Genomic DNA, 11,689 nt, shown 5'->3' on the forward strand with positions numbered 1-11,689 from the left:
GGCACGTGTTCATGCCCAGATGCCCGCAACCCAGATAGACGTTTCGCTCAGCGTTCGCGCGTGCAGCAAAGCGCGCCTGCCACGGAGCAGCCAGAATCGCGCCATGACGTAGGTGACCGGTATCTGCGGAGCTGCATCAGCCAGCGATCGCCCCACGCCGCCAGCCACTGGTCCCGGAACAGCTTGGCCAGGCACGCCGCGACCAGCGGAGGGGGTGTGGTTCGGCCGCTCAGCCTTTGACGGTGACCGCCTTATAGTGGACGAACTCGTCGATGCCGGCACGGCCGCCTTCCTTGCCGAAGCCGGATATGCCGATCCCTCCGAACGGCGTCTGCACGCTGATCTGCACGCCGCTGTTCACATAGACCGAGCCGGCGAACAGGCGTTCGGAAAGGCGCAGCGCACGCTCGACGCTGTTCGACTGGATGAAGGCGGCGAGGCCGTATTCGGTGTTGTTCGCAAGCTCGACCGCTTCATCCTCGTCATGGAATTTGGCGATGATCAGCGCCGGACCGAAGATCTCCACCTGGGAAATCTCGTGCGCGGGATCGGCATCGACGATCAGCGTCGGCTCGACGAAGTTAAGCCCTTCGAGGTCGCCGCCGGCACGACGCCCACCGAGCAGGAAGGTCGCCGCCCCATCCCTGCGCGCGCGATCGAACATGCCCTCGATGCGCACCGCAGCGGCGGTGTTGATCACCGGGCCGATGGTTGTGGCAGGGTCCGCCGGGTCGCCGCAACGGAGCGTTTCCATCAATGCCTTCACCTTGGCTACAAACGCGTCGTAGATGTCGGCATGCACCAGCGCGCGCGTGGGCAGCGCGCAACCCTGGCCGGCGCCGAAGTAGAAGACGCTGCCGACGGAAATCGCCGCCGCCCGGTCCAGGTCGCAGTCGGGGAAGACGATGTTGGCAGACTTGCCACCCAGTTCCATCACGCTGGGCTTGATCTGCTCGGCGCAAGCCGTGAGGATCTTTCGGGCCGTGATCGGGCCGCCAGTGAAGCTGACCTTGCGAATCTTACGGTGGCGAATGATCGCCTCGCCGGCATCTCCGGTCCCGTGGAGGATCGACAGCACGCCGTCCGGAACCCCCGCTTCCTTACACAGGCGTGCGAAGATCTCCGGCGCGAAAGCGTTGAGCTCAGCGGGCTTGCAGACCACGCAATTACCCGCGGCCAGCGCGGGCACCACCTTCATCGCCAGCGAGATCAGCGGACCGTTCCAGGTGATGATGATCCCGACGATACCGATCGGTTCGGGCATCGTGAAGCCGAATTCGCCGCGTGTATCCAGCGTGCTGGTCAGCTCGCCGCCCAGCTTGTCGCACCAGCCGGCATAATAGCGTGTCCAGGAAACCGCGATGTCCACGCAGCCGCTGGCAGCCGGCCGGGTGAAACCGTTATCGAGGCATCCCGCCTCGATGAACGCCTCGCGATGCGCCTCGATCAGGTCGGCCAAACGGAGCAGGATGTCGCGACGCAGCTCAGGGGCGGTGCGGCGCCACCCCTCCTGTGCCGCCACGGCCAACGCAACCGCCTCGTCTATCTCAGCAGCACCGGCAAGCGGCACCTGTGCCTGCGGCTTTTGCGAAAAGCAGTTCAGATGCTCATGCGTGCCGCCGGAGCCGGTTGCACGCGGTTCTCCACCGATGTGGAGATGGATTTGTTGCTCCACGAGGGGGCGATCGATGATGCGCATAGCCAAGGTTGATCCTCTCAATGTCTGATGGACGTTATTTACATTTTGTGTCGCGCTTCCCGTCCGGTGCGTAGCAGTCGCGAGTCGGGACAGCACGGGTCATGTGTGATCGTCGGACACCCTCCGCCAAGTTGACGAATGTGTCAATTACATCTAGTTCTACGATGCTGCAGGGGGCGAAGACCCGGTCGGTGCCGACCGTCCAAGGGTCAACTTCAAAAGGATTGTGCATACCAGCATTGGCAATGTGCCGATGACGAACGGCACATAGCTTCCGGCGCGATCGAACATGGCGCCGGCGACCGCGGAGCCGAGACCGGCGCTCAGGCTCATCACACCTCCGAGCGTCGCCAGTACCGTGCCGAAGAACCGAAGCTCGAAATCGCGCGAGCACAGATAGGCTATGCAGGCCGGGCCGGCGCCGCATAGCAGCCCCATCGCAACGGCGGCGACTGTGCCGCCCACGATCGAGGGCCTAGTCAGCAAGATGCCTATCGCCAGCACACCCAGCAGCAGGAATGTGGCGAACACCCGTTGTGCGGGAAACCGGTCGAGCATCCAGCCCGATGCGACCTGCCCGATCAGCGAAGCGACGCCGAAAAGTGCGGCAAGCCCCGCCGCCGATTCCGCCGAGAGGCCACCGTTCCGGAGGATCGGGACGAAGTGAATGTTTAGCGCACTGAGCGGCAGGAAGGTAACCAAGCAAAGCAGGGCGAAGCCCGCGAACAGCCGGGACTTGAGCACCGCGGCGGAAGCGCCGCCCGAAGTCGAGGGCGCGGGGGCTTGAGGCGCATCGCCATCGGTGAACCAGCGCAGAACAGCGGGAAGGTGATCAACGCCTGCACGAGCGCAATCACGGCATAGCCCGTGCGCCAGTCCGCATAGTGCAACGCCGCGGTGGCGAGGAGCGGCATCACGATCGCTGCCATGCTGGGCCCCGCCAGCGCGATACCCATCGCCATGCCCCGCGCGGAGTCGAAGTGCCGCGAGATGGCAGTGGTCCAGACGTTGAACATGGCGAGCGATCCGCCGATGCCGAGCAGCATCCATGCCGCCCACCAGGTCCAGATGGAAGGCCCGGTGCGTCGGAGCAAGGCGACTGCCGCAAGGTACAATGCCAGGCCCGGAATCCCGATGCGGCGCGGCCCGAACCGATCGACCAGCATCCCGACGAACGGCGCCGCAACGATGGTTTCGATGCTGAAAAGCAGCATCCCGAAGCTGAGGCCCGAGCGGGACCAGCCCGTCTCCGCCTCGATCGCCGGCAGGAACACGCCGAGGGTGGCGAAATGGGTCAGGCTGGTCATCACCGCTACCGCAGCCGCGATCGGTACGGGCCAATGCGCGCGCCATTCGCGCTGGACGGCGAAGCGGTCTACGGATTCCCTCACGACGCGCTGCTCCTTGCTGCGATTGGCCTCCGCTGCAGCCCAGAACAGCTACCTGCGCGCCGACGGCAGGCGATGTCAGGGGCCGGTCGCGCTCCGCTCAAGCCCGGCGCAACGCATAGGGGTAGCGGAACGGCGTGTTCATCAGCTTCGCCGACGAATCCCGCGTCCAGACTTCGCCCTCCCGTTTGGGGTGGCGGAACGGATGTGCGGACTCGGTCACATGAACGGCCAGTTCGTCGAGCGAAGCCGCAGAGCCCAGCAGATGTGCGATCAGCCGGTCCTCCATCGCATAGTCGAACGCATCCCCCAGCTTCTGCTCGACCTCGCCGCCACGCTCCGGCGGATTGTCCCGCCACCATCTGGCGCTTTCGGCAAGCGCATCGAGCAGTGGCACCTTGTCCCGGTAGCCAAGGCGCTGCCGGATTTTCGTCGTGTCCAGCAGGCGATGGAAGCCGATCTGGCCGCCATAAATCCGGTGGCCCAGCCAGCCGGGGCAGTCGACGAAATCGATCTCGCGCCCCAGAGCCCGCGCCATTGCGAGAATGGTCTGCGCCAGGCTCAGCTCGGGCGGATCGTCGGCCACGTTGAAGACTTCCCCGCGGGCCGCGTCCGGATGATCCATCGCCAGCAGGACGGCATGGGCCGCATTGTCGCGATAGGCCCGGGACCGGAGCATCAGGCCGCCGTCGGGCATCAGCAGCGAGGTGCGGCCGTCCAGGATGCGCCGCATGAAGCCCCAGTCGGCCGGCAGGATAGAGCCGGGGCCGTAGATGCCGGGAAAGCGCAGGATCGTGACGTCGAAATCGCCGGCGGCGTGGTGCGCCATGACCGCCTGCTCGGTAGCGAAGACGCGGCTGCCCAGGCGGTCGAGCTCTGCGTCGTCGGAAAACGGGCTTTGCTCATCCGCCACCCAGGCGCCGATCGGGCCCCAGCGCGGATCGTCTGGCCGGCCATAATAGTAGCGCGCGCCTGAAATGCTGATCAGCCGGCCGATCTTGCCATTGAGCGCATCGGCGATGATCTGCGCGCGGCCATACATGCAGATGGCGGCATCGAAGCGGCGCCCCTCCAGCACGGGGGCGAGCGTTTCGGCGAAATGTACATCGGCATGGATATGCTCGATCGGCGGCAGGGGCGGCTCATGCCGGCCGGAATGCAAGATCGTGACCGCATGGCCTCGATCGACCAGCCCCTGAATGACCAGCGGGCCAGTCTGCCCGGTGCCGCCGATTACGAGAACGTCCATGCGCCGCGTCCTGTGTTCCTGTGGGAAGCGAGGTAATGCCTCTCACCGGCCGAGCGCCCCGGGCGCCTCTGTCGTTCAGATGGCATCGGCGTAGGTGAGCGTACGCCCATAGCCATAATCGCCGCCGATCGTGGTGCGCCGCATGATCCGCACCTCGTCGATCGGGCCGCCGGTAACGGCGTGCAGCATGCGCCAATTGTCCCACAGGATCATTTCGCTCTCGCCCCAGGCATGGCGATACGCGGGGCAGCTTTCGATGTGATCGACCAGTTCGTCTAGCAGCGCCCCGCCTTCCTCGGGGCGCATACCCACGATCCCTTCAGCGAACAGCGGCGACACGTTCAGCACCTTGCGCCCCGTCTCCTTCTGCACATAGACGGCCGGATGGGCGACTGGGGGGAAGTCGGTGTCGACCCGTTTGCGCAGCGCCTCCAGCGTGTGCGACGCGCGCAGCAGCTTGACGTCGTGCCGGCGCGCATAGCGCGTCGTATCGAGGATCTTGAGCTGGTAGAGAATTTCCAGCCCTTCGACGCGCGCCTTCAACCTCTGGGGCAGGCGATCATAGGCATCGATTTGATCGCCGAAGCAGGTCTCTCCGCCCCAGCTCGTCGCCTGAGTGACGCGCAGCAATCCGCCGCGGTTTATCTTCTGGACATAGGAGAGATCGGAATGCCACGGAATCCAGTTGGCAACCGTCTTGCCCTCGATCTCAAGGATGTTGCCCGATTCCGGCCGTGACGCCAGGCTGATGAGATCGGGATAACCATCGACCCACAGTTCCTGCACCGGATGGGGTTCCAGTGCGCCGAAGCACCGGCTCAGTGCAATCTGAAACTCGGGCGCATCATCAACCTCGCGGAACAGGATCACGCCGTGCCGGATCCAAAGCTCGCGGAGCTCGGCTACCGTCGCGTCGTCTTCCAGCTCCGCGGGTCCCAGTCCACGTACCTGCACGCCAAAGGGCAGGCCGGCTTCGAGCTTCTCCACGTCCATGACTATACGCTTCCTCTACCTGCAGCCGCCATCTCGCCGTGGTTCGGTCCGCACCATTCCCGCTTAACGTCGATGCATGCTGGCGTTATTTGACCAATGTGTCAACATTCTCCAGCGCCACTGGCGGCGATGCTCCCTCCCGCCCGTAACGCCGCGATCTCGTCTTGATCGAAGCCAACATCTAGAAGGATTTCATCGGTATGTTCGCCCACTTCGGGGGCAGAATTGGTGATGCGGTTGCGCATACCGTCCAGCACAAAGGGGCTTTCCGGAAGCATCATCTCCACGCCGTCGAGATCGACCGGAATCGCTCTTGCCTCGGGCGAACGGATACCTTCAGCCACGGTGTTGATCGGTCCGGCAGGAACCCCGGCCTTTGCCATCGCTGCCAGCCACTGCGCCGCAGACGCTTTCCGGAAGGCCGCCTGGAGGAGCGTGCGCAGCGCGACGACGTTCTCAGCCCGGGCTTCGGGCGTCGCATAGCGGGTATCTTCGACCAGTTCAGGACATCCCGCCAGCGCATCCACCGCTGCAGCGAACTTCGAGAAAAAATGAAGAACGGGCTGCACGAGCAGTACCTGCCCGTCCCCGGTCTCCAGCACATTGGTGGCAGGCGGCCCCAGCGAGGTGGTGATGTTGGCAGTCAGGTGCAGATAGTTGAGCAGGCCGTCGAGCATGTTGATTTCGACATGCACGCCGGTGCCCGTCCGGACCCGCGCGAACAGCGCCGCCGTGATGCCCTGCGCCGCCGTCGATCCGGCGATCGCATCCGCAACGATGATCGGCAGCGGCTCGCCGAAATTTCCGCCGCGGCCGGACATTTCCAGCACGCCGGCATGGGCCTGGATCACGCCGTCGGTAATTGGCAGCCGAGCGAGCGGACTATTCTCCGGGAAGCCGGTGATCGTGCAATGGATCAGCGTCGGATTGAGCGCGGCCATCTTGTCCCAGGTCACGCCCAGCCTCTCGCCGACGCCGGGGCGAAAGTTCTCGATAAGCACATCGGCCCGCCGTACCAGCCGATGCAGGATCTCCTGCCCCCCCGGCGTCTTGAGGTCGGCGGCGATCGATCGTCTGCCGCGATTGCAGGCTAGGAAGGGAAAGCGCCGCCTGCCCTTCGCGTCAGGACCGCCGCGCAGCGGATCACCGTCGGGCGTCTCCAGCTTGATCACGTCCGCGCCCAGATCCTGCAGCGTGCGGGCAGCGAACGGTGCCGACGCGATAATCCCCAGGTCCAGCACCTTGATCCCGGCAAGCGGCCGCACGGCCGAATCATTCAAACTGCCCACGCGCCTCTCCCATCTTCGGCGCGCGCCGCAGTCACCGCCTGTGGCGCGCGCCGTGCGCCTTACCAGGCGATGCCCATGCGGGGGCGCGTTCCGATGATCGCCGCCGCCTCCAGCCTCGTCACATCGTCCTCGCTGAGGCCCAGAAGTTCGGTCAGGATCTCTGCATTGTGCTGCCCCAGCATCGGGGCCGGGCTGCGGTGCAAACGATACGGGCCGAACTCGAACTTCGCCGGATAACCGATGATCGGCACCCGCCCGAGAACGGGCTGATCTACCTCCTCGTACAGACCGCGCGCCACGACTTCGGGAATCGCGTGCAGCCCGGCAAGCGGCTGGAAGCGTGCCGCCGGCACACCCGCCGCCAGCAATGCGGCGACGGCATCGTCGGCCCGCTGCGGCCGCACCCATTCGGCGATCTGCTGGTCGATTACGTCATGGCACTCCATCCGCCCCTTCGGCGTCGACAGGCCCGGATCCGCCGCCAGCGCAGCGGCCCCGATCGTCGCGCACAATGCCTTCCACTCCGCGTCGGAGGTGACACTGATCGCCACCCAGTCATCCCGGGACATCCCGTCATAGGGAGGATCCCAGTCCACCGCGCGATAAGCACCCTGCGGGGCATGCACCCAGGAGCGATTGCCGTTCCTGCCGAGCACCACGCCATGCGCCGAATATTCGATCAGTTGCTCGGCGCTGATGTTGAAGCCCGTCGTGAACTGGGGCGTCTCCACCAGCATCCCATTGCCGGTGCGATCCCGCGCCGCCAGCGCCAGCATCAATGCAAAGGCCGCGTGGGAGCCGGCAATCGGATCACACGCCCCGCCGGTGATCTCTGGCCGGTCATCGGCAAAGCCAGTCACCCAGGAGAGTCCCGAAGCCTGTTCCACCGTGGTCGCATAGGCGACATGGTCCTTCCAGGGCCCCGAGTTCCCGAAGCCTGAGGCACGCACCATGATCAGCCGCGGATTGATCTCGCGCAGCTTCTCATAGGTCAGCCCCCAATTCTGCATCACCCGCGAGCTGAAATTTTCCACCAGAACGTCAGACTGCGCGACGAGCTTCAGCACCAGTTCCCGCGCTTCCGCCTGGCCCATGTCGAGCGTCAGGCCGCGCTTGTTGGTGTTGGTGCCGGCGAAGAACGGCGATGCTTCCCACCACCCTTCGCTCATGTCGTGGCGCAGCGTCGCCGCACGAATTCCGTCCGGGCGCTGGATCGATTCCACATGGATCACGTCCGCGCCGAACATCGCGAAGAAATGGGTAATGATCGGCCCCGCCCAGAACGCGGTGAAATCGAGGATCCGCACCCCCTCGAAGGGCAGGTCATGTGGCTTGCCACCGGCGGATGGCGACCGCTCACGCGCCGGCAGCACAGTGCCGTCGTGCGCTCCCAGCCTGGGCGATGCACCGGGGACACGCGCGCCGATGTCGCCCTCGATGATATAGGGCGGCGCCGGCTGCGCCACACCCGTCACGGGATTGGTGGAGCGCCAGCCCCGCGCCACTACCTGCTCGAACTCCCCGATCGACTTGCCGTCATGGATAGGGGCAACGGGCAGGCGGAACAGCGTTGCCAATTCCACCACCTCGGCGGTTGTGCGCTGGCTGGTCCAGGCATCGATGATCGCGGTCAGTTCGTCGCCGCGTTTGGCACGGGTTTCGAACCGCGAGAGAGTCTTGTCTTCGGCCCAATCGGGCTGCTCGACGAGAATGCAGAAATCCAGCCATTGCTGCCCGGTCGTGATCTGGAAGCCGACATAGCCATCCCGCGTCGGATGGTTGAGCGGCACCGCGGGCGAACGGACGGCACGATAGGGGCGGCCCGCCCCGATTTCGAACGTCGGCGCGAAAAACGGCTGGGTGAGGTGCAGGGCGTCCAGAATGGAAACGTCGACCAGTTCGCCGACCCCGGTGGCCTGGGCGCGGCGCCACGCCGCCAGAGCGCCGCTCGCCCCGAAAATGCCGACTGCCCAATCGCCATGATCGCCCCCCGCCGCCAGCGGCTCCCGATCGGCCCGTCCGCGACTCGCCCATCCCCCGGACATCGCCTGCAGCGTGAACTCGGCGGCCGGCCGATCGGGCATGCCTAACCCGAAGTTGGTGATGGCCACCACCACCGCGTGCGGACAGCGCGCGCGGATACGCGCCGGCGCGAATGCCTCGACATCGGTGATCGGCGAACCTGGGGACCAGATCACCACATCGGCGCGCTCAAGCAAGTTCCACAACGCGGCGCACGCGCCCTCGCCCGCGGGGTCGACGACGATGCTCTGGGTCGATGCCGCGAGGAACTGGAACAGCGGGCCACCGATCTGCGGATCGATGTTGGCACCGCTTGCCGAGCGACGGCGCAGCGGATCGCCCTCGGGACCCTCCACCCAAACGGCCACCGCACCGCCGTCGACCAGCAGCTTGGTGCAATAGGCACTGGCAAGTCCGCTGCCCAGGTGGACCACGGCCAGTTCGTCATTAAGCGGCGTTTGCACCAACATCCCTCCAATTACCTCGATTCCGGCATGCCGGATCGGCTCACGCTGCGGCGGGGCGCAGGATTCAATTGGCTGCGACGCTCGTATGGATGGTCGGCGCGATGCCGAACAGCCGCGCTGCATTGAGGCCGAGACAATCCTTGACCGCCTCGTCGTCAAAGTGCGGGTCGTTGAGGAAGTTCGCGACCAAGCTCCGGCTCGTAGGCCAGGTACCTTCCGCGTGCGGATAGTCGGAACCCCACATCACGTTGCGCGCGCCCGGCAGGCCCTTCGCAGCAGAGAGGATGCAGGCCCGGTCGTGCTGGAAGGCCGCCCAGATCTGATCGTCGATGATCTGGCTCGGTTTGCGCGACAGCTTCGGGCGAACGAACACTTCGTGCGCTTCGGCCACCTCGTCCATGCGCTCGCCCAGCGCCACCAGCCAGCTTGCGCCACTTTCGATGAAGGCGACCTTGGCGCCCGGATTGCGATCCAATACGCCGCCGGCGATCAGATACATCGCGGTCAATTGCGCATCCATCGCCTGGCTGCTGTAGTTGATGATCGCCGCCCCCGGGCCCCGCTCCGCCGTCACAGTTTCCATGCCGGTGCCGGTATGCATCACGAACACGATGCCCAGTGCGGCAGCGCGGGCGAAGACCGGATCCCATGCCGGATCATTATATTTGGGGCAGCCGATGGGCGTCACCGCCGGCAGCATCGCCGAACGCACCCCGCGCGAGGCGAGATAGTCGAGTTCGGCGAGCGTCGCCGAGAAATCGATCACCGGCAGCATGCCGCATTGCACGAAACGATCCGGGTGGCCGCCCAGAAACCCGATGTGCCAATCGTTGTAGAGCCGGGCCGAGGCGGCCTCGGCCTCGGCATTGCCGATCGCGTACAGCCACAGGCCCAGCGTCGGGAAGCAGATCTCGGCGTCGATACCCTCATGCTCCATGTCGCCGAGGCGGCCGCTAATGTCGCGCAGACCCGCCCTTTCGCGCGCCAGAGGCGATTCGCGGTGATTGCCTAGCCGCATCCGGTAGATGGTCTTCTCTTCGGTGCCGGCAAGCAGATAATCGCCATCCCGGCGACTCGCCAGCGCATGCTTCTTTAGGCTCGCCGGCAGCCCTGCCACATAGAGGTCGGAGGGCTCGCTGACGTGACTGTCGGCGCTGAAAATGAAGGGCTTCATGCGTCCCACTCCTAGCTATTCTGTATCGCTCTACGGTCGTCGTCTCCTGATTTGACACTTATGTCAAGATATCACATTCTAGAAAGTCAGAAAACACGACGCATGCGCCTTGCAGCTGGCGCCCGACGCGCGAGGAGTAGAGGGATGACCACGACCCTAACCAGGTCCTTTCCCGAGCACGTTCCGCCGGAGCGTATCTGGGACTACGATATCGACGCGTTCGTCGCCGGGTCTGCCGATCCCTATGAAGCGATCGCCCGGCTGCACGAGGGCCCGGATATCGTCTGGGCGGCGGGTGGCTATCGGGGCGTGGGCGGCTGGCTGCTGACCCGCCATGCGGATATTAGAGCATTTTTCGATCAATCTGGATCGTATCCGCAGGAGCTGAAGTAATTGGCGCATTCGAGGGGCCGGAAGATGTCGACGAGCTTGCCGATGAGGTCCCACAGGCCGCTGACGGTTCGTTCGCCTGCTTTTCGGAGCATGGCCTTGAGCCGGGAGAAGGCCTTCTCGATCGGGTTGAAGTCGGGGCTGTCGGGCGGAAGGAAGCGCAGGCTCGCGCCTGCATCCTCGATCATAGCGAGCACTGAGGCACGCTTATGGCTGGAGAGATTGTCCATGATAACGATGTCACCGGGCTTCAGTTCGGGGACGAGCACCTGGCCGACGTAAGCTTCGAACCAGTCGCCGTTGATCGGTCCGTCGAGCACCATCGGCGCGATCATTCCGTCCATCCTCAGCCCCGCGACCAGCGTCGTCGTCTTGCGGTGACCATGCGGGAAGCCCATCCGCAGGCGCTCGCCTTTTGGAGCGCGGCCATGGCTGCGGGTCATGTTGGTCGCGGTCCACGTCTCGTCGATGAACACCAACCGCTCGGGGACAAGATCGCACTGGCTATCGAACCAGTCCCGACGCTGCCTCAGGATGTCGAGCCGGTCCTGCTCGATCGCGTGGCCGGTCTTTATGGGATGGCCCGCCCCTTTTCCCCGGCATCGGATAAGATGCCGGCGCTTGAGAAGGAAAGGAGCGGACCGATGTCTATTGTGATCCTCGGCGTTGATTTGGGCAAGAATGCCTGCAGCGTGGTCGGCGTCGATGCGGCAGGCGCTGTCGTCATACGCAGGTCGATGCGGCGCCAGACGCTGATTGACTACGTGGCGAAGCTTCCTGCGTGTGTCGTTGCGATGGAAGCGTGCTGTGGTGCCCATAACCTCGGGCGCATCTTCGCCGCGCAGGGGCACGAGATCAGGCTGATGTCACCGGAGTACGTGCGGCCCTATGTCAAAGCGCAGAAGTGTGGACCGGCGTGCAAAAGGGACCCCGTTAGCGGGGTGATCGGCGTCTAAAAGGGGGTCTGACTCAAATTCCGTGCAGATTTGACATTTCTGCGCTGTGTGCGGCCAACTGG

General features: G+C 64.9%; 9 protein-coding genes and 2 pseudogenes. 2 read left to right on the plus strand and 9 right to left on the minus strand.

The features are described 5' to 3' along the window. Nucleotides 1-229: 229 nt before the first annotated feature. The 8 genes from IE191_RS17945 to IE191_RS17980 all read right to left on the minus strand — a co-directional run bounded on the left by IE191_RS17945 (nt 230) and on the right by IE191_RS17980 (nt 10,281). Complete coding sequence (locus IE191_RS17945; RefSeq protein WP_191325758.1) at nt 230-1,699, minus strand: aldehyde dehydrogenase family protein; 1,470 nt, start codon at nt 1,697-1,699, stop codon at nt 230-232. 159 nt (nt 1,700-1,858) lie between these two features. After that, the gene (locus IE191_RS17950; protein ID WP_191325759.1) at nt 1,859-2,401 is read right to left on the minus strand and encodes an MFS transporter; all 543 of its coding nucleotides are present in this window, start codon (nt 2,399-2,401) and stop codon (nt 1,859-1,861) included. Further along, entirely contained in the window at nt 2,371-3,090 is a 720-nt protein-coding gene (locus IE191_RS17955) for an MFS transporter (RefSeq protein WP_191325760.1), read from the minus strand. Before IE191_RS17955 ends, IE191_RS17950 begins: the two co-directional genes overlap by 31 nt. Before the next feature lie 97 nt (nt 3,091-3,187). Next, nucleotides 3,188-4,336, minus strand: coding sequence for an NAD-dependent epimerase/dehydratase family protein (locus IE191_RS17960; RefSeq protein WP_191325761.1), 1,149 nt, complete (start codon nt 4,334-4,336; stop codon nt 3,188-3,190). 75 nt (nt 4,337-4,411) lie between these two features. Further along, the gene (locus tag IE191_RS17965; protein WP_191325762.1) at nt 4,412-5,329 is read right to left on the minus strand and encodes a TauD/TfdA dioxygenase family protein; all 918 of its coding nucleotides are present in this window, start codon (nt 5,327-5,329) and stop codon (nt 4,412-4,414) included. Nucleotides 5,330-5,430: 101 nt separating this feature from the next. Next, nucleotides 5,431-6,618 carry a CaiB/BaiF CoA transferase family protein gene (locus tag IE191_RS17970; protein ID WP_191325763.1) on the minus strand — a complete coding sequence of 396 codons (1,188 nt, stop codon included), beginning with the start codon at nt 6,616-6,618 and terminating at the stop codon, nt 5,431-5,433. 59 nt (nt 6,619-6,677) lie between these two features. Further along, nucleotides 6,678-9,104, minus strand: coding sequence for a CaiB/BaiF CoA-transferase family protein (locus IE191_RS17975; RefSeq protein ID WP_191325764.1), 2,427 nt, complete (start codon nt 9,102-9,104; stop codon nt 6,678-6,680). A gap of 67 nt (nt 9,105-9,171) precedes the next feature. After that, nucleotides 9,172-10,281, minus strand: a complete 1,110-nt coding sequence (locus IE191_RS17980; protein WP_191325765.1) for an amidohydrolase family protein — start codon at nt 10,279-10,281, stop codon at nt 9,172-9,174. Between the two features lie 144 nt (nt 10,282-10,425). Here IE191_RS17980 and IE191_RS17985 point away from each other — a divergent pair, with 144 nt between their 5' ends. Beyond that, nucleotides 10,426-10,674, plus strand: a complete 249-nt coding sequence (locus tag IE191_RS17985) for a hypothetical protein (protein ID WP_191325766.1) — start codon at nt 10,426-10,428, stop codon at nt 10,672-10,674. On the opposite strand, the pseudogene IE191_RS17990 reads toward IE191_RS17985, so the two are convergent. Then, nucleotides 10,641-11,243, minus strand: a pseudogene (locus IE191_RS17990) (IS630 family transposase); the annotation flags it as partial. The gene IE191_RS17985 and the pseudogene IE191_RS17990 sit on opposite strands and share 34 nt — an antisense overlap. 72 nt (nt 11,244-11,315) lie before the next feature. Here IE191_RS17990 and IE191_RS17995 point away from each other — a divergent pair. Continuing rightward, nucleotides 11,316-11,576: pseudogene (locus IE191_RS17995) on the plus strand (IS110 family transposase); the annotation flags it as partial. Between the last annotated feature and the right edge of the window lie 113 nt (nt 11,577-11,689).

The sequence above is a fragment of the Novosphingobium pokkalii genome, from assembly GCF_014652855.1.
Classification (GTDB): domain Bacteria; phylum Pseudomonadota; class Alphaproteobacteria; order Sphingomonadales; family Sphingomonadaceae; genus Novosphingobium; species Novosphingobium pokkalii.